Annotated in this window: 16 protein-coding genes; 4 read left to right on the top strand and 12 right to left on the bottom strand. The window is 37.0% G+C overall.

Features of this window, described 5'->3' with window-relative positions; all coding sequences use genetic code 11:
- Positions 1-51: 51 nt before the first annotated feature.
- The 4 genes from DMB68_RS15705 to DMB68_RS15690 all read right to left on the bottom strand — a co-directional run bounded on the left by DMB68_RS15705 (position 52) and on the right by DMB68_RS15690 (position 8,741).
- Entirely contained in the window at positions 52-3,396 is a 3,345-nt protein-coding gene (locus tag DMB68_RS15705) for a glycoside hydrolase family 2 TIM barrel-domain containing protein (protein ID WP_231131660.1), read from the bottom strand.
- A 79-nt stretch (positions 3,397-3,475) separates the two neighbouring features.
- Positions 3,476-4,609 carry a glycoside hydrolase family protein gene (locus DMB68_RS15700; protein WP_110347621.1) on the bottom strand — a complete coding sequence of 378 codons (1,134 nt, stop codon included), beginning with the start codon at positions 4,607-4,609 and terminating at the stop codon, positions 3,476-3,478.
- Positions 4,610-4,700: 91 nt separating this feature from the next.
- Positions 4,701-6,377: a glycoside hydrolase family protein gene (locus tag DMB68_RS15695; protein ID WP_110347620.1), complete on the bottom strand. Its 1,677-nt coding sequence runs from the start codon at positions 6,375-6,377 to the stop codon at positions 4,701-4,703.
- 180 nt (positions 6,378-6,557) lie between these two features.
- Entirely contained in the window at positions 6,558-8,741 is a 2,184-nt protein-coding gene (locus tag DMB68_RS15690) for an alpha-L-rhamnosidase-related protein (protein ID WP_110347619.1), read from the bottom strand.
- 255 nt (positions 8,742-8,996) lie between these two features.
- On the opposite strand from DMB68_RS15690, the gene DMB68_RS15685 reads away from it, so the two are divergent.
- Entirely contained in the window at positions 8,997-10,028 is a 1,032-nt protein-coding gene (locus DMB68_RS15685; RefSeq protein ID WP_124019443.1) for a hypothetical protein, read from the top strand.
- Between the two features lie 36 nt (positions 10,029-10,064).
- Here the strand turns inward: DMB68_RS15685 and DMB68_RS15680 are convergent, their stop codons facing one another.
- A complete protein-coding gene (locus tag DMB68_RS15680) occupies positions 10,065-10,859 on the bottom strand; it encodes an AraC family transcriptional regulator (protein WP_110347617.1) in 795 nt (264 codons plus the stop codon).
- Between the two features lie 101 nt (positions 10,860-10,960).
- Here DMB68_RS15680 and DMB68_RS15675 point away from each other — a divergent pair, with 101 nt between their 5' ends.
- Complete coding sequence (locus tag DMB68_RS15675; RefSeq protein WP_110347616.1) at positions 10,961-12,169, top strand: MFS transporter; 1,209 nt, start codon at positions 10,961-10,963, stop codon at positions 12,167-12,169.
- Between the two features lie 172 nt (positions 12,170-12,341).
- On the opposite strand, the gene DMB68_RS15670 is transcribed toward DMB68_RS15675, so the two are convergent.
- The 4 genes from DMB68_RS15670 to DMB68_RS15655 form a co-directional block, all read right to left on the bottom strand.
- A complete protein-coding gene (locus DMB68_RS15670) occupies positions 12,342-13,856 on the bottom strand; it encodes a T9SS type A sorting domain-containing protein (protein WP_165830151.1) in 1,515 nt (504 codons plus the stop codon).
- 166 nt (positions 13,857-14,022) lie between these two features.
- On the bottom strand, positions 14,023-15,603 hold the full coding sequence (locus DMB68_RS15665) for a sodium:solute symporter (RefSeq protein WP_110347615.1): 1,581 nt from the start codon (positions 15,601-15,603) through the stop codon (positions 14,023-14,025).
- Positions 15,600-16,664 carry a Gfo/Idh/MocA family protein gene (locus DMB68_RS15660; RefSeq protein WP_110347614.1) on the bottom strand — a complete coding sequence of 355 codons (1,065 nt, stop codon included), beginning with the start codon at positions 16,662-16,664 and terminating at the stop codon, positions 15,600-15,602. The genes DMB68_RS15665 and DMB68_RS15660 overlap by 4 nt, the downstream gene beginning before the upstream one ends.
- A 90-nt stretch (positions 16,665-16,754) precedes the next feature.
- Entirely contained in the window at positions 16,755-19,277 is a 2,523-nt protein-coding gene (locus tag DMB68_RS15655) for an L-rhamnose mutarotase (RefSeq protein WP_110347613.1), read from the bottom strand.
- A 406-nt stretch (positions 19,278-19,683) separates the two neighbouring features.
- Between DMB68_RS15655 and DMB68_RS15650 the strand changes: the two genes are divergently transcribed.
- The gene (locus DMB68_RS15650) at positions 19,684-21,372 is read left to right on the top strand and encodes a glycoside hydrolase family 28 protein (RefSeq protein WP_110347612.1); all 1,689 of its coding nucleotides are present in this window, start codon (positions 19,684-19,686) and stop codon (positions 21,370-21,372) included.
- 73 nt (positions 21,373-21,445) lie between these two features.
- Positions 21,446-22,648, top strand: coding sequence for a pectate lyase (gene pelA, locus DMB68_RS15645; RefSeq protein ID WP_110347611.1), 1,203 nt, complete (start codon positions 21,446-21,448; stop codon positions 22,646-22,648).
- A gap of 75 nt (positions 22,649-22,723) precedes the next feature.
- On the opposite strand, the gene DMB68_RS15640 is transcribed toward pelA, so the two are convergent.
- The 3 genes from DMB68_RS15640 to DMB68_RS15630 are packed head-to-tail and all read right to left on the bottom strand — an operon-like array spanning position 22,724 to position 25,394.
- The gene (locus tag DMB68_RS15640; RefSeq protein ID WP_110347610.1) at positions 22,724-23,557 is read right to left on the bottom strand and encodes an amidohydrolase family protein; all 834 of its coding nucleotides are present in this window, start codon (positions 23,555-23,557) and stop codon (positions 22,724-22,726) included.
- A gap of 6 nt (positions 23,558-23,563) precedes the next feature.
- Positions 23,564-24,361, bottom strand: coding sequence for an SDR family oxidoreductase (locus tag DMB68_RS15635; protein WP_031455529.1), 798 nt, complete (start codon positions 24,359-24,361; stop codon positions 23,564-23,566).
- 19 nt (positions 24,362-24,380) lie between these two features.
- Positions 24,381-25,394, bottom strand: a complete 1,014-nt coding sequence (locus tag DMB68_RS15630) for a zinc-binding alcohol dehydrogenase family protein (RefSeq protein ID WP_031455528.1) — start codon at positions 25,392-25,394, stop codon at positions 24,381-24,383.

Raw genomic sequence — 25,394 nt, 5'->3', positions numbered from 1 at the left:
TTTTTCTCGCAGATTTGGCAGATTTAGCGGATTATTTTTGATATTCTTTGTCTAATATTTAAACTTCTTCAAACTACTTTCTAATTCATTTTTTGAACCGCTGAAAGGCGTCAAATAAAAACTATACTGGTAATCTCCCGACTTAATTTGATATTGTTCTAACGGCTGAGCTACTAATGTCCAACTGTCGTTTCCTCCAACTCCCATTTGAATTAAATCAATATTCACTGTCAAAAATCCAGGGTCTTTCAATTCATATGTATGAGTAGCTGCACTTAGATTTTCCTGTGTATACGGCCATGCGCTCATACTTAAAAGTTTGGTATCATTTACCACCAAAAATCCATTGCTTTTTTGTGGAGAACTTAATGCCATCCATCGTACATCGCAACGATTTCCATTTTCCTGTGGCTTTGGATAATGCTCGATGAAATCATTTATTGGAAGTGAATATTTACCAACAAACGAGCCAAAACTTCTGTCGTTGTAATTTTCCAGTTCTCCTCTTCCGTACCACGAAATCTGATCGAATTTTCTTTGAACACCCATCTGCATTCCGATTTTTGGAATGTTTGGTAATTTGTTTGACGCTTTTAAACTGTAATCGACTTTGATTGTTCCGTCTGGTTTGATGTTGTAAACTACATTTACGCTCGCACTGTCGTTTATAATTTCATAGTCACTTGTGATTTTAATTTCAGAAGCTAACCTGTCAATTTTGATGTTCGTCAATTTTGGTTTGGCTTTGTACCATTGTTTCAAAAGCTTTTGCGATTTCCATCCTCTTTTGTCATTGTCTGTCAAAGGTCTAACGAAATTGGGAAGCAATGGTGCAAAAACCTGTTCTTCTCCATTGAAAACATACGAACTCAAGGCTCCGTTTGCTTTGTTGATTTTGATGTCGAAAGATTTTCCTTTGATGTTAAAATCTGAATCTGATTCGGAAACATTTAGATTTCCTTTTTTAGATTCTAAAACAACTTCCTTCTTTTTCAGCACAAATTGATCTTCCGCGACAGCGTATCCTTTTGAAGCCCAGAGTTCATCTTTTGAAAGTTGGAATTCTATATTTAAAAGGTATTCGGCATCACTTTTCATTTTTGGCAGATACTGACTTATGTTTAAAGTTGTTGATTGTCCTGCCTCTAAATTGAATGGTTTTAGAATTTGTGTTTTAATGATATTTCCGTTTTCCAAAACTTTTAAAACCGGAATATATCCTGCCAAAGATTTTACAGCACTGCGATTTTTTATTTCTAATTGATTACCATCTTTTAAAGTAGATGTTGCTGGCTGATACACCCATTTATTCTCAAAAATCGAACCTTTTGGTTTTCCGTTAGAATCTACAATTCCTTTGGTGTTGAAATTTCCATCGTGGTATTTTTCGCCAAAATCTCCTCCGTGAGCAAAATAATTCTGATCTGATCTGGAATCGAATTTCACCAGTCCCTGATCTTTAAATTCCCAGATACAGCCTCCAATAACTCTTGGAAGCGAACGGAATTCATCCCACAATTCTTTTAAATTTCCAACTGAATTCCCCATGGCATGAGAATATTCAACGAAAATAATTGGTCGGGTATCTTTCTTTTGGTCAACTAAAAATTTCGGTGTGAAAACGCCTGGATAAAAACGGCTGACCATATCAACATACGAATCATCCTGCGGATTTTCGAATCGATATGCGTGATCGATTGTTTTTGGATATCCGGGATCCAGCGGATCGATATATCCATCTAACTTCGCATTTCCTTGTGCCGGTTCGTAATGTACCGGACGCGTAATGTCAAAATCGTGAACCCAGCCTGACATTGCTGCGTGGTTTGGACCTTTTCCGCCTTCGTTACCTAAACTCCACATTACAACCGATGGATGATTTTTATCTCTTTCGACCATTCGGGTCATACGCTCTAAGTAAGCGTTGGTCCATTTTGGGTCGTTACTTAATTTTCCGCCAATTCCATGGGTTTCCTGGTTTGCTTCGTCCATTACCATAATTCCGTATTGATCGCACAATTCGTAGAAATAAGGATCGTTTGGATAGTGACTTGTTCGTATAAAGTTGAAATTAAACTTTTTAATGGTTGTAATATCTTGTTTGATATCTTCTCTGGTTACGGCTTTTCCACGAACAGGATTATGATCGTGACGGTTTACACCATAAACGTAAGTTTCTTTTCCGTTGATGAGCATTTTGCCGTTTTCTTTGGAGAATTCTATCGAACGGAAACCTACTTTACAACTTTTCGCTTCCGTAATATTTCCGTTTTTATCTTTTATAGAAATGACCATCGTGTATAAATTCGGCTCCTCGGAACTCCATTTTTTTGGATTTTTAATAGTTTCCTGAAAGAATCCAAAACGAACATTATCCAGACGCGGATAACTTTCGTTGATCAAATCAATCACCGGTCTTTGAAGCGGTTCTTTGAACATTGCCGTATTGTTGGCATCGTACAATTGAACGTTAATTGTATAATCTTTGACTTTTTCACCCGTAAGATTCTCTACTTTTGGACGCAGTTTAAAAATCGCATCTTCATATTTTTTATCCAACTTGGTTTGAACAAAGAAATCCTGAATGCGTAGTTTTGGCTCAGCCATAATAAAAACTTCACGCTGGATCCCGCTCATACGCCAGTGATCCTGATCTTCTAGATAAGAACCATCTGCCCAGCGAATCACTCTCACGGAAACTACGTTTTCTCCTGCTTTTAAATAAGGTGTAATATCAAACTCGGATGGCAGGAAACTATCTTCTCCATATCCCAAAAATTCTCCGTTTAACCACACTTCAAAACCGGAACTTACTGCTCCAAAATGCAAAGTCACAGTCATATCTTTCCAGTTTTCAGGAACAGTAAAACTGCGTTGGTAAGAACCAACTCCATTATAATCTTTAGGAATATAAGGTGGATTTATCGGTCTAAAAGGATAAACGGCACTTTTATAAATCGGGTTATCGTAGCCTTTCATTTCCCAGTTGGATGGGACTTCAATTTTATCCCAGCCAGAAACTGTGTTTTTATAGAAATCTTTATTAGCTTCTTTTAAGTTAACCGCATATTTAAAGTTCCAATCGCCGTTCAGCATTTGGATTCGGCTTTTGGTTCTGTCGCCTTTTAACGCGTCTTCAACACTGGTGTACGAATATGCTGTTGCTCTGGATGGCTGCCTGTTAATGCTTGTAACTGTTGGATCTTCCCACGGTGCAAATTCGTACTTTTTATGAAGTTCCGGAACTCCGGCCGGTTCTCCTGTTACGGATTGGGCTTGTGTTGCGTAAGATGTGAATAGTAAAATGTAAAATGCATACGCCGAAAATCGAAATCTGAAAAATGGATTTTTATATTTTGTTTTTGACGCTAACATTGGTTTTATATTTTGTTTCATTATTATTTGATTCAATTGTCCCTGCTGAGTATTACCGCGCAAGATGTTTTACATTTCACATCTTACACTCACAACTCAATTACTGTTTTTTATTCTTCTCCGGCGGTGCAACAAAACTCGTTTCACTTTTACCTAAATCTTTCGAAGTGGCAACTGCAATTCCTCTTTGTTCTGCTTTGTTTACCGCACAGTAAAAATGATAGACAACGCCATCATGTTTTACAACAAATGATTTATGAGCAAACATATCATCATACGGTTCTGATGATTCAATTAAATTGTCGCCTTTCCAATCGGTCCAGTTTATTAAATCATTCGAAACGGCAAAACGGTTAAAAGCGCCCTGATCCCAACCCGTCCAGAAAGCACCGAAATAAAACATTACCCAGGTATCGTTGATTCTCTGAATGAAAGCATCGCCTGTTATTCCTCTATGGTTGTTCAGTACCGGATTTTTCCCAAAACGTTTCCAGGTTTTCATATCGTCAGAAACCGCCATTCCAATTCTTTCTGCTCCTTTTGCCGGATTTATACTATCACCACGGGCATTGTAATACATGATAAAATTATGTCCGGTCAATTTTTCTTTATCGCGAATCACACTGTTTTTATACATCGTACTGTTATCCCACCAGCTTACATCTTTATCTTTTGGTGTCAAAACCGGATTTTCTAATCTCTTAAATTCGTGTGGCTTTGTCGGTGATGCTGTGGTATAGGCCATTCCAATCGACAAAACTCCTGCTTCGTAACCTTTACTGTCTCCGCCAAAATAACTCATCCAGTATTTATCATCGTATTTTTCCCATTCGTAACTTCCGCCCCAGGTTGGATCTTGCAACGAAATATATCCTGCTTTTTGGTTGACATCCCAGTGTTTCTCATTTTCTGAGAAAGACATTACTTTTCCTAAATGCTTCCAATGTAATAAATCGTCACTTTCTGCCAGCCAGGTTTCGTATCCTCTTCCGTCATAAATTAAATACGTCATGTACCATTTTCCATCTTTTCTGAAAACACTCGGACAGTCCATTTTGTATGAGTTGTCTGTTGGCACCATTACCAAACCATATTTGTAAGGCGTTTTGATTTCTTTGTAAATCTCCTGCATTACGGTTTCGTTGATTTCTCTTTTTTTGTATTTTGTAGTAGCACAACTGCTGATCAATACAACTGTAATCGCAATTATGAGATACTTAATTGAGTTTTTCATTTTTGGTTTATTCTTGATAGTTTATCGCAAATGCGAAGGTGCAAAGTTTCTTTTTTCTTTATTCTATTCTCTTGCTTCTTTGCTCTTGGCTCTATTTTAACTCTTTCAATCGGGATTCCATTACTTCTTTATTCAGTTTTACTTTTACCATTCCGGTTGGATGAAATCTTTTTTTCAGATCGATTGTATTATAGATAATCGTGTACACATCATTGCCTTCTGGAATTAAACATAATGGCGTTCTCATAATATCCCAGGTTTTATCTACTTTGGTTTCTATTGGCAAATAGCGCGCTTCCCCCCAATTGATTCCGTCTTTTGAAAGTGTATAGCCTATCATATTCGGTAAATGATGTCCCCAGCCTTCCGGGCCTCCGTCAAAAACAGCGATATACAAACCGTTTGGCAACTGACTCACAATAGGGTTTTCAACAAATTGCGGATGGATGGTTTTTATTGGTTCTAAGCCTTTATTCATTCTTGTCCAAGGTCCTTCCAGACTATTTGATTCTGCTAAAGCCACAAACCAGCCTTTTCCTGATTTCTTCGGATAATCTGCCCAGGATTCAAACGGATAAGCCCCGCTGTAAAATCCGAAATATTTATCGCCGACTTTATATGGAAAAAACGAAGCTACTCCCTGACGTCCTTCCCAAGGCTGAGAATCCAATCCCGGTTCCATAATAATGCCCATATCTTTATAAGGGCCGCCAATTCCGTTGATACCTTCTACAGTCGATTCGCATCTCCAGATTCTTCCAAAAGAGTGATTTGGCTGAATTTCTTTATGAACGGTATACGCCAAATAATAGCCATACCATTTGTTTGCTTTTTCGCTAAAAACAGGCATATACGACCAAATAGCACCACGACGATCGTTCATTGGATTATCATCTTCTGTAACTGCGTAAGTTCCGCTTGCCTGATAAATGGTAGATTCTCTTTTCCAGTGAATGGCGTCTTTACTTGTCCAGTGACCAATTTTGGTTTTTACACGGTCATAATAATATTCCACTCCTTTTTCTCCTGCTCTTTCAGTTGGAAACATGTGATAAGTATCGCCGACTTTTACGACTCTTCCTCCTTCAAAACCTCCCTGAATTCCTTCTGTTCCAGACATTCCTTCGTCTATAACGGGTTTGTTTTCTCCGCCAATGATTTCGAATAATGGTTTTTCATCGGAGAATCCTTCGATGATATAAGTTGGATTCCAAAGCTTTCCGTCTAATAATTCGGCGTTTCGGGAAACCAATTGCTGACTGCTTTTTATTACTCCCAAAATGGCAAACAATCCTTTTGCGTTTGGCAGAATTGTGTGTGTTCCTTTTGCGTAAGCAATTGCATATATATTTACAGGAGCCAACCCTGTGATTGTAATTCCATTTTCTAAAACTAATTTTGCATTTTGAAGTTTATCGGCTTGCAGATATTCTGAATTCTTTTCCTGAAAAATCCCTACTAAAACCTGAACGGGTTCTTTGAATTTTAACTGCAAAGGCGAGTTTGTCCCGTTTTTATATTTATCCAAAGGAAGTTCAATACCTGTCAAACCTTGCAATTCCGGAACCAAACCAACTATATTGTGTTTGCTTCCTGAAAAAACATGAGCGTACTGACTCGTTTTGAATGTTTTATAATTGGATTTTACAATTTCGAATGAAGCTGGTTTCCATGCATTCTGTGCTTCTACAAATTGAGTGCAGATTGAAAACAGTACCAAAAAGGTGGTTTTTAAATTGAAATTGTATTTTGTGTTTTTTGAAAACATTAGGTTTTATTTTTTATATTTTAGTTTGTCATTCCGACGAATGAGGAACCTTCGTAAGGAACTCGACAAAGTATTTCCAATCTTTGCGGAACATTGTCGCTGAGATTCCTCCTCCGTCGGAATGACAAACTAGACGTTTACAAACTAAGGACTAGGAACCAGGTACTAATCACTAAGAACTTAAATCGCTTTATAACTCACTTTATACTCCACATTCGGTTTTACGATCAACTGATATTTATTCTTTGCCAATTCCGTAATCGTCCCTGAACTCGCTTTTGGTTTGCCTGCACTTTCAAAAACCAATTTTCCTTCGCCTTCAGAGGCTTTTACTTTTATCTCAGATTTGCTCACATACAACGCCACTTCTCCATTTGGGGTTGGCACTTTTCCTTCCATCCATTGCTGTCCGCCTAAATTCGGTTTGATTTCATATTCAGCATAACCCGGAGCAGTTGGTTTTACTCCTAAATAATATTTCCCAAGCAAATAAATTGGACTGGACCCCCAGGCATGGCAAAGGCTTTTTCCATAAGGACGTCCATACATTTCTAAATGTTCTTTTCCTTTTTTGTTTGGGTTGTATTCTTCCCAAAAAGATGTTGCGCCTTCTTTCAACATTCCCCCCCAATAGTCTTTCATTTCTTTCAGCACATAATCTTGTTCGCCTATGGCACACAAGGCTTCCAGTTCGTAAAAACGCATGTATGGTGTTGTGATTTGAAGAACATCTTTATTGAGTAATACCTTATTTTTTATACTTTGTTTTTGTTCTTCATCAAAATAATTGAAGAAAATACCAAACATATTAGCGTATCTGGTTACAATATCCTGCATTTTTCCGTCGATACGCTGGTGCTTCATCACGTTTTCTTTCTTATCCCAAAACACATCGAATAATTTGGTTTTTAAATCCGAAGCTAATTTTTGATATTGTTTTTGGTCTTCATTTTTACCTGCAATTTCAGCACTCACTGCCATGGCTTCTAAACTTCTTGCTAAAAGCATCTGCTCAAAACTTACCTCTCCGGTTTTTGGCAATCCGTTCGCCCAGTCGATAAAAACCCAATCACCTTCTAATGGTTCCAGAAATCCGTTTTTGTTTCTTCTTTCCAAACAGAAATCCATAAGCGATTTCATTCTTGGGTAAAAAGTTTTGATGAATTTCGTATCTCCCGTGTGTAAGTAGTAATCGTAAACACCCACAAACCAATACAGCGAATAATCCATAATGATATTTACATGAGCGGTCACAGGATCTTTTCCGCGAAGAGCCAACAGCGTTCGTTCTACAGAAGCCGAATCAAAGAATAAATAATAATTCATCAAATAACTCTGATATGCATCGCCCGACCAAACCCAGCGGTCGCGTTTGATTCCATCTATAAAAAATTCTCGGGACGTTAAATGCATTGTGTAAGCCGACACATCCCAAATTTTATTCAATTCTTGGTCCGAAGATTTGAAAGCACCGCGATAGTCTAATGGCAAATATTCATAAAGCATCGAAATAGAATCGTATTTTACTCCTGCATCTGCCTGTACCTGAACATAACGGAATGCTTTTGATCCGTTATGTGTATAGATTTCAGGCTGTTTTCCATCAAAAGATAAATGGTCTAAGGTTTCACATCTGGCGGAATCCAAAGCTTCTTCTCGAGATTCACCATAATAAAGTGCTACTTTACCTTTACCTTTTAAACCGTGAATTTTAATGTATCCAAAAGTTTCTTTACCAAAATCGACCAACTGACCTGCTCCGATTTTTTCTGTTTTTTTTGCACTCAAAGGTTTGGTTGTCAGTTTAAATTCAGAAGGTTTATTCTCTGCTGAATCAAAATTCCAGGAACCAACAGGTACCCATGGCGTACCGGATTGCTGCGCTTTTCCATTTTCATCAATCCAAAGTTTATCTTCATTGGTCACCTGCCAGGAGGCATTAGACTTAACATATTGACCCGAAATATAAATAGCCGGCAATACTTCCTGATTGTAAACTTTAAATGAAATTTTGTGTTTCCCGGCAGGAACTGTAATTGATTTTGGTTGTCCGTAAACCTGAACACCATCTAAAAGTAATTGAAAAGGTCCTTCTGAGTAGATTTTTACCTCATCCGGTTTTGGGATATCTACTTCTGTTTGAAAAGTTACCAGGGCATACGGACTGTAATATTGCCACAGCGGTGGAAATACTGCTTCACGTTCTGTACGTCTAACCTGCATTTTATTGCTTAACCAAATTTCAAAATCCCCTGGATACCAAATCCATGTGGCAGGTTTATTTTCCTGAGCAAATACAAGAGCTGAAGAAAATAAAACTGCAAAAACAAATAATTTTTTAAAATTTAGAAATCGATTTCGCATAAAAATATTTTTTGGGAATAAAGATAAGTGTTATTTTCACATTTTACAACCTGCACTGTCCTGCACCATCCTGAAATTAACAAATTTCTATGTTTTTGAAAGAATTTTAAAACACTAATTGAAAAGATGTTTTTTTAAACTGTAAATACTCTAAGAATTTCTACCATCACTAAACCAAAAGTAATTATCTTAGATTTGATTAAATTTACAATTAAACGGAATATCAAGCTAACAATTCATGTAATCAATACAACAATGAAAAAATATATTCTATTTTTTATATTGACTTTTCAGGTCGTTTTTTCTCAAAGAGCACTGATAAAAGGACGAGTTCAAAATACCGGAACTTATTCTGACCGCACCGTTTTTGTAATTGTAAATGACACCATCAATAAACTTAGAAAACACAATACCCTGCTTTATAAAACTGCAAAAGCAAATGCCATTAAAAATAAAATTGATTTTAAATATGACAATAATAAATTCAATACAGACTTCAATCAGCTTAACAACAATAAAGATCATAAAACACAAACAGACAGTTTAGGCAACTTTGAGATCAGAGCCAATCTTACCGATAGTTTATTTTTCGAATCGTATGCTCACATTACCCAGAAATATGCAGTTGCAGATTTAGTAAAAAAGAAAAATCTCAATTTAAAACTAAAATTAGAACCTTGTGAAGTCTGGCCGGAACATCCTGAAAAGCCTACAAAATTATACGTCTTTGTTGGTAAAAAAATCAAAGCCTGGAACTCTCCACCCGGTCATTGCAATCTTCCTTCAGATAGCAGAACGCTCGCAAAATATGAAGTGGTAAAAAACATTTATGGCGATTATCCAAAAGATACTATTCAGTTTACCTCCTATGCGCATTCAGCTCCCTTACCGCAAAATTACTCTCCTTTTAAAAGTAATTTTACGCAATACGATTATACCTTATTGTATATTCTGGAATATCAAGGGGAATTAATTCAGGTTAAATATTTGTTTGATGATGTTTATATGACCAAAGAAGGAAGATGGGCTTCTCCTTTAAAACCCAAAAATCTTTTTCACACAATCACTCCAGACTCTGTTAATCAGCCGGAACTGCTAAATTTTGTCGACCCCATTGAATTTACTTATGACGAAAGGTTTGAAAAACAAATAATAGAAAACTTTCCGGACCCCTATTTCAAAATAGATAATGGAAAAATCTTCATTACTCATGGTTTTTATGTAGAAGATTTATTTAGAATTAGGAAAACTGGCAGACTCAGGGGATTTGATTATTTAATTAGATAAACTATTAACTACTTTAGTTAAAGTTTAGTAATATCCTCATTTCTGATCCTCCAAAATATAATTAGCAGGTGTCGTTCCCAAATGCTTTTTAAACATAAAAATAAAAGCACTCGCAGTTTCATACCCCAAATCGAGCGCTATTTCTTTTATGGATTGCTTTTCGCCTAATCGTTTTATGGCTTCCAGTAATTTCAACCGGGTACGCCAGTCGCTGAAATTCATTCCGAGTTCTTTGATGAATAAGCGGGATAAGGTTTTGCTGCTCATAAAAGATATGTCGGCATAATACTCGATCGTATTTTTACTTGCTACATCATTGAGCAAAAGCTGCACTACTTTTTGCAGTCTTTCATGGTTGGTTGTTGGCAGAAAAGTGGCACTTGGTTCGATTAAGGCCAATTCGTCCAGGAATACATCGATGATTCTTCTTTTGGACGGCGAAATATCTCCATCAGTTCCAAAAGAAATGATTTTAAAAACCAATTGTTTTAGAAATACCGAAATATCAAAAGAGAAACTGACTTTCGGCAAGCCATCCATAAACGAAGGATCGACATAAACACTATATAAATTAACGTCTTTTTGAAACGTTACCTGATGCTCGGTATGACCCGGAATCCAAAGTCCCTGCAGCGGATTTACAACCCAAATCTGATTATTGACCACGACATTCATAACACCGCTCGTAGCATAAATAAGCTGTGCCCGCGGATGCGAATGTGATATACAAACGGCATCAGTTACCATTTCGGTATAACCCACTACTGGTAAGTCAGGATTTATCTGAAATCCAAAATCAACTACTTTATATGTCCGAACATCGCTATTCATTGTCCAAATATAGTAATTAAGACATAATCATTTATTTTCACCTTTGTAAAAAAATTAATTGCAGATATCATCTTTAATCTGTCATAATCTAAAAATAACTCATGGAGACCATTAAAACAAATTCGGAAATAGTCAAAAAAACTACTTATTCTATTCTTTTTATCATCAGTTTTTCGCATTTAATTAATGATCTTTTACAGGCTGTTGTTCCGTCCATTTATCCGTTACTGAAGGAAAATTTCAATTTAAGTTTTTCTCAAATCGGGATTATCACTTTTACGTATCAGATTGTCGCTTCTATCCTTCAGCCTTTTGTGGGAATGTATACCGACAAAAAATCAAAGCCTTATTCGTTGATTATCGGAATGTGTTTTACCATGACCGGGTTATTTCTTGTTTCGATTGCTTCGAGCTTTACGTATCTTTTATTATCTGTGAGCTTAATCGGAATCGGGTCTTCGATTTTCCATCCCGAATCTTCCCGGGTGGCGCATCTGGCTTCGGGAGGTAAAAAAGGACTGGCGCAGTCAATCTTTCAGTTAGGCGGAAATGCGGGAAGTGCTATCGGGCCTTTATTGGCAGCTTTTATTATCATTCCGCACGGACAAAGTTATGTGGCTTGGTTTTGTATTATTGCTTTGGTTGGGATTTTTGCTTTGTATAAAATTGCGCTTTGGTACACAGCACATTTATCTGAAAGAATGGCTAATAAATCGGCTCTTAAAATCGAAACACATCATTTGTCCAAAAACAGAGTGATTGCTTCGTTAGCAATTTTATTGGTTTTGATTTTCTCCAAATATTTCTACATGGCGAGTATTACGAGTTATTATACGTTCTTTTTGATTGATAAATTTCATATCTCGATTCAGCAGTCTCAGGTTTATTTATTCTTATTTTCGGGAGCAGTTGCTGCAGGAACTTTGATTGGCGGACCAATTGGTGATCGCTTTGGAAGAAAATATGTAATCTGGGTTTCGATTCTGGGTGTTGCTCCTTTTACTATGATGCTGCCTTACGTTTCTCTATTCTGGGTTGGAATTTTATCTGTAATTATTGGCCTGATACTTTCATCTGCGTTCTCTGCAATTTTAGTTTATGCTACCGAATTACTGCCGGGAAAAGTGGGTCTGGTAGCTGGTCTTTTCTTCGGGTTTGCTTTTGGAATGGGCGGGTTAGGTTCTGCGGTTTTAGGAAAAATTGCTGATGCCACCAGTATCGAATATGTTTTTAAAATTTGTGCCTTCCTGCCGTTGATTGGTATTATTACCGGCTTTTTACCGAATATTGAAGGTCGAAAAAAGGCCTAATTTTTTAATCTCGCAAAGTCGCGAAGTCGCAAAGGTTTCTTTTTTTGGCATTTAAAGCAAGTTTTGCAAACAATCTTACAGTATTTCATAAAAAAACAGATAGTTCTTCAACTGAAAACTATCTGTTTTTTTGTATCTAATTTTCAAAGTGAAACACTAAAATTGTACCCCTTTAATCTTTAATAATACGTTTACTAATTTTATTTCCATTAGTTGTTAAAGTCAAAATATAAGCTCCAGATGGAAGATTTTCTAAACTTAAGTTTTCTGTTTGCCTATTTACAGTTTTAGTAACAATCAATTTACCGGACAAATCAAACAGCTCAATTAAAGTGCCTTTTGCCATTTCGTTGTCTAATTCTATTGTCAGGATGTTTTTTACCGGATTTGGATAATAATTAAATGTGAAATCAGAATTAACATCTTCTATTGTTTCCACATTTAGATCTGTATTTATTTTTTTAGCGGTTGTAAAGTTACTTTCGGAATAACCTAAATCAGGATTACTGCCGGAATACGAAAGACCAACATTTGTCCCTTTGTCAATCAGATCACTTCCCTGAACTAATTTGAATGGTAAGTTTGTTGGAAGATCCCCATTTGACTGTCGGGCTCCGATGGCAAGTGAAGTACTGGTACTTGTAAAATCGGAGGTATTTACAGTGACACTTAGATTCCACGAGTTGTTTTGCTGTGTAGCGTTTGAAATAGAAATTGTTCCGGATAATGAAATATTATTTTTGAAAATATGTTTCTTTCCCGACTGCACCGGATTTCCAAAACCAAAGTTGATGTTGTTTCCGAATCCTGTACAATTATATAGTGTTATGCTTCCGGTATTGTTGTTCTGATCGAATCCTTTTTTGGGATGTCCTATTGCAACACATTTGGTCAGTACATTGTCAGCCGGAACAGAATTTCCTCCTACTTTAAAACCATTTCCGTTTCCGGTAAATCCTCCGTAATTCCACACATCAACGCCGTTTCTTATCGCCCAGCAATTTTCGAAAGTTACTTTTTGAGTACTGTCAAAACAATCATATCCGTCATCTGAATTTTCCCATGCACGGCAGTTGATGAATTTATTTCCGGGTCCCTGTTCTTGTTTTGGACCAAAACCATCAGCCATGCTTCCCTTTTTTTTAGGGTCATAATTTCTGTACGCATCACAGTTTTTTACCGTAGTATTCGAACCTCCTTTGTTAATTTCCAAACCTGTGTTACGATTGTTATAAAAAGCACAATTTTCGAAAATAGTATTGGCACCTGTTACATATGCTCCCTGATAACCTGCTCTGGTAATGGCAATTCCTTTAAAACTCCAATAAGAACCTGTAATGCTAAAACCGTACGAATCCTGTACCCATTCCTGATCCGGAAACGAAAAATCTATGATCGCCCTTCCATTGTTTACACATTCTACCTTAATAGGACTTGCCGAAGTTCCTGATTTTGTAAACGAAATAGTATTTTTTGCACCGGCAGTATACGCAATAGTATAAGTTCCGGCTTGTAATAAAATAACATCTCCGGCAACAGCTTTGCCAACTGCCGTTTTAAAATTGATTGCGTTAGTAAAACTCGAACCCGAATTAGTAGCGTTTCCGGTTGGTGTCACATAATAAGTAGCTGCTGAAACTGATCCCGATACTAAAAGGGACAGCATAAAATAGTAGATTTTTTTCATAAGTTTTGTGTTAGTTTGAACTGCACAAGGTACTTATGGTTTTTTATAAAAATATTGAATTAATTCAATGGTTTTGGTGAAATTGGATTTGATTTGGAAATTGTTTTTTCATATATAAAAAAGACGCACTACTTTACGTCTCTACTTGTTATACTTTCATTAGCATTTAATTGAAATTGAAAACAAGATACAAAGCCAAAATCACCAATCCTAACAAACCAAACAGCAACTTCACTTTCTTACTCGTTTTAGGAATATCCGTTTCATCTGAAAAATTAACTTCCGGATTTTTATCGGTTAATGAAATAATCACTGCAGCAATTAAAAGCACAGCAAAAATGTAAAACGAAATCAATAAAAAGTGTGGCCAAACCGGATACTTATCTGCAGGGAAAATCCATAAATACAAAACTCCTACGAATAAACTGAAGGCTGATCCCCAAGATAAAGTAGCATTTACGGATTTTTTTGTAGTGCGTTTCCAAAAAACACTCAACAAAAACACCACTGATAATGATGGCGCCAGAAATCCTAAAACTGCCTGAAAGATGTTGAACAAATTTTGTCCTTTAATATTATCAATCGCAATGGCAATCAGAATGGCGAACACACAACCTGCCCCAATTGTCAATCTTCCGATTTTGATCTGCTCTTTAATAGACGCTGTCGGATTCATTTTCTTTACATAAATATCATTCGTGAAAACGGTACTCAATGCATTCAATGACGAACCAATTGTTCCTACCAAAACGGCAATCATGACACAAATCACCAAACCGTTCATTCCGCTTGGGAATAAATTCGTAACCATGGTCATATAAGCCAAATCGGAGTTTTCACCCAATTCCGGAAACAAAACCGAACACAGGATTCCCGGTAAAATAAACAATGGCAAAGCCATTACTTTTAGCCAGCCTATGAAGTTCACCCCCAATTGTCCCTGCTCCAGATTTTTGGCTCCCAAAACACTCTGCACCATCGATTGATCGGTACAGAAAAATGCTACTGCCGCCACCGGATAACCTAATAAAATAGCAGGCCACGGATAATGTGCATCGTCTGCGGGCTGAACCAGATTCCAGAAATTAGAAGGTGTTTTGGCAATCAAAGCTTCGATTCCGCCTACTTTCTGTAAACCTAAATACGATAAGGTAAGCGAAACGACAATCAATAAAATCATCTGAAAAACATTCACTTTGGCAATGGCTTTCAATCCTCCGGCGTAAGTAAAAATTCCTGAAAAGATTACCAATACCGTCACACTCTGCCACATCGGAATTCCTAAAATCTGACGTACCAAAATTCCTCCGCTAAACAATCCCAACGACAGCCAACTTACTAAAATCTTAACCATAGCGTACCAGGCCAAAATCGTCTGTGTACTGTCGCCATAACGTTTTCCCATATATTCCGGCATCGTGCTGACTTTGCTGGCAATATATCTCGGTGCAAAAACGATAGCCAAAAGCAATAAAAACACAAAGGCATACCATTCGAAATTTCCGGCTACGATTCCGGTCGCGTAACCAATACTGGCAAAAGCCAATAAAGAAGATGGCCCCACATTGGTACCCCACATATTGAATCCGATGTTGTACCAGTTCAGGGAATTTCCCGCCATAAAAAGCGTTTCGTTCTTCTTGCTTTGCTTCACGCTCACTACATAACCAATGACCAATAAGGTCACCAGATAAATCGCTACAATGATAAAATCTAAAGTCGTTAACTTATCGTAGATGCTGTTCATAGTCCGTATTCGTTAAGGACGTCAGCAATTTTTACTGGCAGACCGGTTTGTAATGATTTATCCATTGCCTGTAATAATGCCACGGTTCCGATGCCTTCTTCCATATTTGGATAGGCTTCAAAATTCTGTTCAATACTGTCCACAAAATATTCTAAATAATTTTGGTATTCTCCACCATGATGACTTTGCCCTTCAAAACGGAAATAATATTTTATAGTGCTGTCACCCCAGGTGATTACTTTTTCTTCACCGGTTTTATCCGTAACGGCATAACGCAATTCGTGATAATCGGCCTGACTCGCACCTTCTGTTGCTCTTAAAATTGTGCTCATTCCACTGTCTCTTTGAGCTGGCTGTGTTGGCGAAGTATAGACTCCGCTCACTCTGGCAATTCTTCCATCTGTAGCTTTGAAAATAAAATGCATCGTATCTTCGTTTTTTAATCCTGCAACAGCTCCGTTACTGCTGATCATTCCATACCCCATTACTTCCTGAATATTTGGAAGATACCAACGAATGAAATCTACAGGATGGCTTAAACCTCCGTACAACCATTTGAAAGACTGCAATAATGACCATTCTTTTTTCAAAAACCATCTGTGGTCTGCGTGATATTGGGCTTCTATCGTAATTAAATCACCTATTAATCCGGCTTCATAATCTGCTCTTTGTCTTTTGGCCGGTTCGAAGAATCTTGAACTTTGTCCGATGAAAACCTTTTTACCGGTTGTTTTACTTAGTTCCAATAGTTCTTTGGCATCCGAAAGGTCATCGATAAACGGTTTGGTACACACTACGTGCTTTCCTGCCAGCAAAGCCTGCTTAACGTGTTGAGCATGCAGATGGTCCGGCGTATAAATAGCGATGATGTCAATGGATTTATCGTTTAATAAATCGTCGTAGTTAGTTGTGTATGAATGAAAATCAAATTCTTTTGCTCTTTGCTTGCAGATTTCTTCATTTCTGTCGCACACTTTAGAAAGTTCTAATTTTGAACTTTCTAAAGCGGCCGACATGGTGCTTCGTCCTTCTCCAAGTCCCAGAATAGCTATTTTTAACATGAGGTGTGGTTAATTAAGATTGTTAGTTTTATTTTTCACGCAGATTAAGCAGATTGAGCAGATTTTTTTCTTTATTCTTTGCTCTTTATTCTACTTTTTCTCTTCTGCTTTAACTTTGTTCAGGAAAATCCAAACTTCTCCCGGCTTTGAGCCTTCAATTCCGGTTTGGTATTTTTTCATTAAGTTGTTCCAATCGTCTACACGCGGATTATTTTCAGTTGTTTTTGGATTCAGTTTATCCAGACTTTCTCCTTTCGGGATGCTGATCACCAACATCAATTGCCTTCCGTTTTTGAAAACCTGTAATTGTTGAAAATCGGCATTGCAGAAACCTTTGGCAATTTCCGGCCACTTTTCGAATTGAGTTGTGTGATAATTTACGTATTCTTTTTGCAGTTTTTCATCTTCAACTAAATTTGCAGTCAGAACGATATTCTCCCATTCAGAAGCTACTTTGGCATCTTTACATCTTTGGAAATTCTGAAAATCATAAACCGGGTTTTCGTAGATTTTGATTTCCAGTTTAGGAAAAGCCAAAGCCAGTTTTCGTTTCGTTCTTTCCGGCTGATTCATCAATCCGTAAATTACTAAATGGTTTTCCCATTGGTACAATTCTTCGCCTACGATTCGGAATCCTTTTATAGTCGATTTAATTTTTTCGATATCCAGATCTTTTCCAATTAATTCTATGGCAACCGATTTTGGCATTTCCTGCAATCCCCAGGCTTCGTCAACGACAACTTCTTTCGCTAATAGGTTGTTGTATGGCGCACGAATTCCGGCATTTTCTTTGATTTTTGGATCTACAAAAGCATAATTGTCCTGCCAGATATTCCCTTTCGGACCATTGTTATTTTTCAATATTTTCTGAATTGGAATCCAGTTGTTTTTAATCGTAAAGCCCTGACTTCCTTCATCGGTATACAAGTAAAGCCATAAAAATGGATCGTGTGCATACAGACTGTTATAGACTTTATCAATGTAATTTTCTTCAATTCTGCTTTCAGGCTGTGATGAAAGCGTGTAAATTCCGGCTACATCATGCAAATGCTTCGCATAATGATGGATTTTATTTCGCTGAATTTTATTGTTTCGCATTACGTTGTCGGTGTGTGTCCAACCCCATCCCATCGAAATTCCGCTATAGGCCACATCCGAAATTTCGTTGTGTTCAATCGTCAGATTTTTTATAAAACCGGCAGCAATTCCCAGACATCCCCAATCTTCGTTGGCTACGTTGGTAATTAAATTATCGGTAATCAATTCATCTGAACAAACTACTCTATCATCTTTTACGGTATAAGGTAAATGCGCTTCAAAAGATTCTTCAGAAAAAACACCCAGATTGATTCCGTTTCCACCAATGTCTTTGAATAGATTTCCTTTGACAATATTATGATTCGTTCCTCTATGCAAATCTAATCCTGTAGAAGACAAATGTTCAAAAGTACAAGATTCGAAAAGTGTATTGTTAGCATAATTTACCTCAACAGCTGCTCTTGGTCTTCCTACCCATCCCTGATTTTCTAAAGTCGCCTGATTCGGAGTTCCCGGAGTTTTGAGTTTATAGGCATCCAGTAAATACATTCCTGCCTGTAACGGAACGTGTCCCTGCTGTGAAGGACGAAGCCAGTTGCTGTACTGAAATGAAATTCCTTTGAAATTAAAATGATGCACCGGAGTATCTAGAGTGCCTTCAATTTTTACCAAATTTTCCAAAACCGGTGCAGTTACTTTAGCAGAAGCCAAATCTTCTCCTTTTCTTGGGATATAATAAATTTTAGCTTTTTTTCTGTCTAAAAACCATTCTCCCGGTTCATTCAGCATCGAGATTCCGTTGTTTAAATAGAATGCTGAATTTCCATTGTTTTTAGAAATCCAAGGTGCCGGCCAGGGGTGTTCGCTCTGAATTTTGCTTTCAGGCTGTTCGAATGAAAGCCTTGCGCTGTCTTTAACTACTTCAATATTTTTGATTCGAAGATTGGCAATCGCCCACCATTGCACGATGTACATTTCCATTCCCGGCTCAAACTTAACCGATTTATCTTTGAAAGGAATCCAGCAGGTTTCGGTTGCTGCATCCCAGGAAAGGATTCTGTCCATTTGGGTCCCTGCAGTACTTTTGGCTCTCACGGCTTTTTTGCCATTCACCCATAACTGACGGTAATTGATAATTTCACCTGCCTGCTGTGGCGCATTGGCTTCCCAAATTGTTCCTGCTTTTAAGCCGTTTATGGCAAGTGTTGATTTTTTCCAGTTTTTGATTTCGATTCCTCCACTTAAGATTGGTTTAGCATTTGCATCTGCTTCAATAGTCGTCGGACAGTCTGCTGTTCCCGAATCTTCAGGACGAACAAATAAAGGTTCGTTCAAATAATAGGTTCCGTTCATTACAATAATACGGATTCCGTCTTTTATTGATGCATCTTTTAATCTTCGCAGTTCTCTTGCTTTTCTTACTGCCATCTGAACGGTTCCCAAGGGACTGACCTTTGTTCCGGGATTGGTGTCTTTTCCTTGAGGGGAAACCCAAATTTCGGCTGCATTCATTGAGAATGTGCAAATAGTTATTAAAAAGATAATTAGAACTTTTGTCAAAGTATTTAAACGCATTTTTTTATTTTTTAGGTAAAGCCGTAAAGGGTTTATTTCTTAACAGTATAAGACTTGCAGATAAATGTATTTTTTACACTTTTACCAAATGAGGGTACAATTTAACAGAACACAAAAATATAAGTGTCCTGTACCTTCCTGCTTCTGTTTAGTTACCTGGCATCAGTGCGTATAAATGAAAAATAGCAAAAAATATTGCAATTAACTTACAGACAGTCTTAATCGTTTTTTTACATCTATTAAATATATTGTAAATATTTTTTATAAATTTGTGCAATCGATTACATTATTGTATTTTCGTTTTTTTACGAAACTTATTTTACAATTTGTAAAAAAAGTATTATCAAGATAAACATATCGTACTATTTTGATACCTAAAAATTAAACTTTAACTAATTCAATAAGAATGAAAACTAATCCAACTAACTTTTTTCGTATGCTTTTGGCTGTTTTGGCAATAAACTGTTCAGGAAATATGATAGCACAAAAGTCAAAATCCAATGACACTTATGCGAACATTGAGTTTAAAATGCCGAAGGTAAATGAGCCAAAAATTCCGAAAAATACGGTGAACCTAAAAGATTTCGGTGCAGTAAACGGCGGATATGTTTTAAACACAAAAGCTTTTGAAGATGCGATTAATGCGCTTTCAAAAAAAGGAGGCGGAAAATTAATCATTCCTCCGGGAATCTGGTTAACAGGTCCAATCATTCTAAAAAGTAAAATAGAATTGCATGCACAGACCGGTGCTTTAATCAAATTTTCACCAGACAAGAGTTTATATCCAATAATTGAAACCAGCTTTGAAGGTTTGAATACCTGGCGTTGTATCTCTCCTCTTTACGGAAAAAATCTTGAAGATGTTGCCTTTACCGGAAATGGTGTTTGGGATGGTTCCGGCGAGGTTTGGAGACAAGTTAAAAAAGGCAAATTAACAGAAAGCCAATGGAAAGCGTTTGTGAATTCAGGCGGAGTTCTTAACGAAAGTAAAACAAGCTGGTATCCATCAGAAACCTTTATGAAAGCTTCTGTAGGGGCTGATCAAAATGTACGTCTGGATTTAAAAACAAAAGAAGAATTTGAAGCTATTCATGATTTTCTTCGTCCTGTATTGGTAAGCATTCAAAACAGCAAAAGAGTATTGTTTGACGGACCGGTATTTCAAAATTCTCCGGCATGGAACATTCACCCATTAATGATTGAAGATTTAATTGTTCGTAATGTAACGGTTCGTAACCCTTGGTTTTCACAAAATGGTGATGGACTGGATGTAGAATCCTGTAAAAATGTGATTGTTGAAAATTCAAGTTTTGATGTAGGAGACGATGCCATCTGTATTAAATCAGGAAAAGATAAAGACGGTCGTGATCGTGGAGTTCCTTGTGAAAATATTATTGTAAAAAACAATATTGTGTATCACGGACACGGAGGTGTAACTGTAGGAAGTGAAATGTCCGGAGGTGTAAAAAACATGCACGTTTCTAATTGCACTTTTATGGGAACTGATGTGGGATTGCGTTTTAAAAGTAACCGTGGACGCGGAGGTGTTGTAGAAAACATTTTCATTTCTGATATTTTCATGACCGATATTCCGTCTCAGGCGATTTCATTCAATCTTTATTATGGAGGAAAATCTATTGCTGAAACTTTGGAAGAAGGGGGTGATAAAATTGTGAATCAAAAGATGCCTGTAGATGAAAAAACACCACAGTTCAAAAACATTTCAATAAAAAATGTGACAATTAAAGGTGCGCAACAGGCCGTATTTTTACAAGGATTACCTGAGATGAACCTTGAAAACATTGAAATCTCTAATTTGATTGCAAAAGCAGAAAAAGGATTTACTATTGTTGATGCTAACGGAATCAAAATTCACAATGCAAAACTGGATATTGAAAAACCAACCGTAATTGAAATTTACAATGGTAAAAATATGTCTTTCAAAGATATTGAACTGAATTCGACAGCTTCTAATGCTATTACTATTAATGGAGAAGCTACTGAAAATGTTGAATTTGTGCCTTCATCAAATTCAGATTTTGCCAAGAAAACAGTTATTGGAGAAACGGTTCCAAAATCTGCAGTAAAACTATAGGTGATTAAACTATTTTGCTTCTGTTGAGTCTAAGTCTAAAACAAACACAAACAGGAGCTCATCAAAAATTACTATGAAAACATTACAAAATCTGTCCAGAAATAAGAGTTTATTATTTGGCATCCTACTCACCTCCTTTTCGTTTCTTCATTCAGGCGCTCAATCTGAAAAAGATAAAAATGCAGCAATCAGTACAAAACCATTTGGTGACAGTACGAATCACTGGTATGGTATTGCAGATAAAAGCAATATTGTAAATCCGATCCCGAATCAGCCCAGATATGAGGAAACCGATTACACCAAAATAGCAGATAATATTTTATATTTTCAGCGCGATAACGGGGGCTGGCCAAAAAATTATGATATGCGTGCTATTCTGACCGAAGAGCAGATAAAAGATGTCGTTTATACAAAATCTGTATTGCATACGACTTTTGACAATGCTACCACTTATACTCATATTTATTATTTAGCGCAGGTTTACACACTGACTAAAAGCGAAAAATATAAAATTGCATGCCTGAGAGGAATCAACTTTATCCTTGAAGCACAATATGCAAATGGTGGATGGCCGCAATATTTCCCTTTAGAAAAAGGATATAGCCGTCATATAACTTTCAACGATGGAACTTATATGGGAATCATGAATTTGCTTGACAAAATAATCAGGAACGATTCTAATTTTAGTTTCGTAGATGCTGAAACAAGAAACAAAGTAAATATTGCTTATGAAAAAGGAATTGACTGCATTTTAAAAACACAAATTTCTGATCATGGAAAATTAAGTGCCTGGTGTCAGCAGCATGACGAGGTAACCTTATTACCTGCATGGGCAAGAAAATTTGAACCGCCTAGTGTTAGTAATGCAGAAAGTGTTGACGTGGTTTTATTTTTGATGAAAATAGAAAATCCAAGCGAACAGGTTATTCGATCTGTGCAAGGTGCGATTAAGTGGTTTCAGGATTCTAAAATATACAATACCAGAGTGGAGACTTTTGAAGCTCCTGAATTTGATTCGAAATTCAAGAAAGTTAAAGATGATCGTCGTGTTGTAAACGATCCTACAGCACCTCCAATCTGGACACGCTATTACGAATTAGGAACCGGAAAACCTTTGTTTTGCGACAGAGACAGTGTATACTTATATTCATTGGCTGAAGTAAGCCGTGAACGCAGAAGCGGTTATGCCTGGTACACGTACAATCCTGAAAAAGCCCTTAAAAAATATCCGGAATGGCAAAAAAAATGGACTCCTGAAACTGATGTTTTGAAATAATAAAAGTCCAAACTGAAAATAAAAAAGCGTGAATTGTAGAAATTCACGCTTTTTTTATTAACTGAAATTATCATTTTAGTCATTAAACTTATAAAATGATTTCGCATTTTCAGACCAGATTTTATTCTGATCCTCTATTGAAAGCTGAGACATATAATCTTCTAATGTTTTTACCAGTTGCTTATAATCTGAAGCTACATTGCAAACCGGCCAGTCGGATCCGAACATTAATTTATCTGCAGAGAAGTTTTCAAAAATCACATCCAGATACGGTTTTAAATCGGATGGTTTCCAATTGTTCCAATCGGCTTCCGTCACCATTCCGGAAATTTTGCATTTTACATTTTCGAATTTTGCAATCTCCTTAATTCCTTCTTTCCAGGACGCAATCTCACCCGATTTTATATCCGGTTTTGCAATATGGTCGATCACAAAAGCCTGATCAGAGAAAGATTTCACCAAATCAATTGCAGCCGGCAGCTGACGATGAAAAATCAAAATATCATACGTAAAATTGAATTCCTTCAAAGCTGCAATTCCCTTACGAAATGCCGCCCCAAACATAAAATCATCCGGTTCTCCCTGCACAACATGTCGGAACCCTTTTAATTTTTCAAATTGAGAAAAATGACTCAATCGCTCTGAAATATTTTCAGCTCTTAAATCAACCCAGCCCACAACTCCTTTTATGAAATCATTTTTTGAAGCGAGATCTAGTAAAAAATTAGTTTCTTCTTCAGACTGACTTGCCTGAACCGCTACGCATCCCGAAAATTGATTTTCTGAAAGCAATGGCGACAAATCTTGGGGTAAAAAATCCCTTTGAATCTTTTGCATCGAATCATCAATCCAGCTATCTCTAACCGGATCAAATATCCAAAAATGCTGATGGGAATCAACTCGGTTCATACCTAATTAATTTACATCACTGATTAAGGCACGGTCCAAATGCACATAACCTCCTTCTACGAAAACAAATTGTCCCGTAGTATGAGAAGAACGATCTGAAATAATAAAAAGCGCCGTATCTGCAATTTCTTCTGTTGTAGTCATTCTGGACTCAAACGGAATACTTTTATTTATTTTTTTCAAAACTGCTTCACCATCCGGCACTGTTTTGATCCAGTCTTCGTATGCAGGTGTATAGCATTCAGCAATAATAATGGCATTAGAACGGATTCCGTACTGAATCAAATCTACAGCCCATTCTCTCGTAAGTCCAAGAACACCGCCTTTTGCAGCCGCATATCCTGAAGTCCCACCTTGCCCTGTCAAAGCTACTTTTGAACCAATATTCAAAATATTACCTTTTGATTCTTTTAGGTATGGAAGTGCAAATTTCACGAGCAAAAAGTAACTTACCACATTAAGCTTTAATGAATCCATAAACTCTTCGTAAGTAGCATCTAAACCGGCACCGTCATTTACCCCTACATTATTAATCACGACATCTATCCTGCCGTATTTTTCAACAATTTTGTTGACTGCATTTTGCATTTCATCAGGATTGGTCACATCCGTTTGTACAAACAAAGAATCGATTCCTTTTTTCTGAAAAGCTTCCGCATAACCAAAACCTCTGCTGTTTCTGTCAACCAAAACCGGAATAGCACCTTCATCAGCTAATCGATTGATGATGGTCTCACCAATACTTCCTTCTTTTCCTGCCGATCCTGATACGACTACAATTTTACCTTTTAAATGTAAATCCATAATATTATATTTTTCAGAATTAATTTAATTCTATAATTGCTTTGATAGTATTGTTTTTCGGATCAATCCATTTTCCAAATTCACTGATCATATCCTCAAAACCAGCTCTGTGTGTAATGTATTTTTTCGGATCGATTTTACCTTCTTTCAGACATTTCATTACATATTCAAAATCTTCGATAGTCGCATTTCTGCTGCTCATCAAAGTAGATTCCCTTTTATGAAAATCAGGATGACTGAAACTCAATTCTCCTTTTTGAAGTCCCACCAATACGAATCTTCCGCCATGCGAAATATAATTAAAAGCACTGTTCATCACTTTTTGATTTCCGGTAGCGTCAATGACTACATTCGCCATATCGCCGTTGGTAAGTTCTGCTAATTTTGCAGCCACATCATCATTCAGCGGATTGATGGTTTCATCTGCCTGAAGTGCTTCTTTACAAAAGTTAAGACGATATTCGTTGATATCCATCACAATCACTTTGGCACCGGCAATTTTAGCAAACTGAATCAATCCTAATCCAATAGGTCCTGCACCCATTACTAAAACAGTGTCGGTTGCTTTTACAGCGGCTCTTCTTACTCCGTGTGCTGCAATTGCTAATGGTTCAACCAAAGCCAGTTCGTCATAATCCAAACCTTGTCCGTGCAATAAATACTGTTCCGGAATCGTAACATACTCGGCCATTCCGCCGTCAATATGCACGCCGAAGACTTTGATATTGGCACAACAATTAGTCAGACCATTTCGACAGGCCACACATGTTCCGCAGCTGAAATAAGGAATAAAAGTTACTTTATCGCCAGGCTCAAAACCTTTTGCATTTCCTTTAATATATTCGGCAGCCAGTTCGTGACCTAAAATTCTGGGGTATTCAAAATAAGGCTGTGTTCCTCCAAAAGCATGAATATCGGTTCCGCAAACTCCTATTCTTCTAATTTTCAAAAGTACTTCTCCCTCTTTTGGTTCCGGCATTGGTTTTTCTTTGATTAGAAACTCCTGCGGTTTTTCGCAAACAATATATTTCAT

It is taken from the genome of Flavobacterium hydrophilum, from assembly GCF_003202405.1.
Classification (GTDB): Bacteria; Bacteroidota; Bacteroidia; order Flavobacteriales; family Flavobacteriaceae; genus Flavobacterium; species Flavobacterium hydrophilum.
The sequence above is the reverse complement of the archived record's forward strand: the minus strand, read 5'-3'. Positions and strand labels throughout refer to the sequence as shown.

Excerpts from the sequence above, each read along its gene's own strand:
- DMB68_RS15705 (WP_231131660.1), bottom strand. The coding sequence starts at position 3,396 with ATGAAACAAAATATAAAACCAATGTTAGCGTCAAAAACAAAATATAAA.
- DMB68_RS15700 (WP_110347621.1), bottom strand. The coding sequence starts at position 4,609 with ATGAAAAACTCAATTAAGTATCTCATAATTGCGATTACAGTTGTATTG.
- DMB68_RS15695 (WP_110347620.1), bottom strand. The coding sequence starts at position 6,377 with ATGTTTTCAAAAAACACAAAATACAATTTCAATTTAAAAACCACCTTT.
- DMB68_RS15690 (WP_110347619.1), bottom strand. The coding sequence starts at position 8,741 with ATGCGAAATCGATTTCTAAATTTTAAAAAATTATTTGTTTTTGCAGTT.
- DMB68_RS15685 (WP_124019443.1), top strand. The coding sequence starts at position 8,997 with ATGAAAAAATATATTCTATTTTTTATATTGACTTTTCAGGTCGTTTTT.
- DMB68_RS15680 (WP_110347617.1), bottom strand. The coding sequence starts at position 10,859 with ATGAATAGCGATGTTCGGACATATAAAGTAGTTGATTTTGGATTTCAG.
- DMB68_RS15675 (WP_110347616.1), top strand. The coding sequence starts at position 10,961 with ATGGAGACCATTAAAACAAATTCGGAAATAGTCAAAAAAACTACTTAT.
- DMB68_RS15670 (WP_165830151.1), bottom strand. The coding sequence starts at position 13,856 with ATGAAAAAAATCTACTATTTTATGCTGTCCCTTTTAGTATCGGGATCA.
- DMB68_RS15665 (WP_110347615.1), bottom strand. The coding sequence starts at position 15,603 with ATGAACAGCATCTACGATAAGTTAACGACTTTAGATTTTATCATTGTA.
- DMB68_RS15660 (WP_110347614.1), bottom strand. The coding sequence starts at position 16,664 with ATGTTAAAAATAGCTATTCTGGGACTTGGAGAAGGACGAAGCACCATG.
- DMB68_RS15655 (WP_110347613.1), bottom strand. The coding sequence starts at position 19,277 with ATGCGTTTAAATACTTTGACAAAAGTTCTAATTATCTTTTTAATAACT.
- DMB68_RS15650 (WP_110347612.1), top strand. The coding sequence starts at position 19,684 with ATGAAAACTAATCCAACTAACTTTTTTCGTATGCTTTTGGCTGTTTTG.
- pelA (WP_110347611.1), top strand. The coding sequence starts at position 21,446 with ATGAAAACATTACAAAATCTGTCCAGAAATAAGAGTTTATTATTTGGC.
- DMB68_RS15640 (WP_110347610.1), bottom strand. The coding sequence starts at position 23,557 with ATGAACCGAGTTGATTCCCATCAGCATTTTTGGATATTTGATCCGGTT.
- DMB68_RS15635 (WP_031455529.1), bottom strand. The coding sequence starts at position 24,361 with ATGGATTTACATTTAAAAGGTAAAATTGTAGTCGTATCAGGATCGGCA.
- DMB68_RS15630 (WP_031455528.1), bottom strand. The coding sequence starts at position 25,394 with ATGAAATATATTGTTTGCGAAAAACCGCAGGAGTTTCTAATCAAAGAA.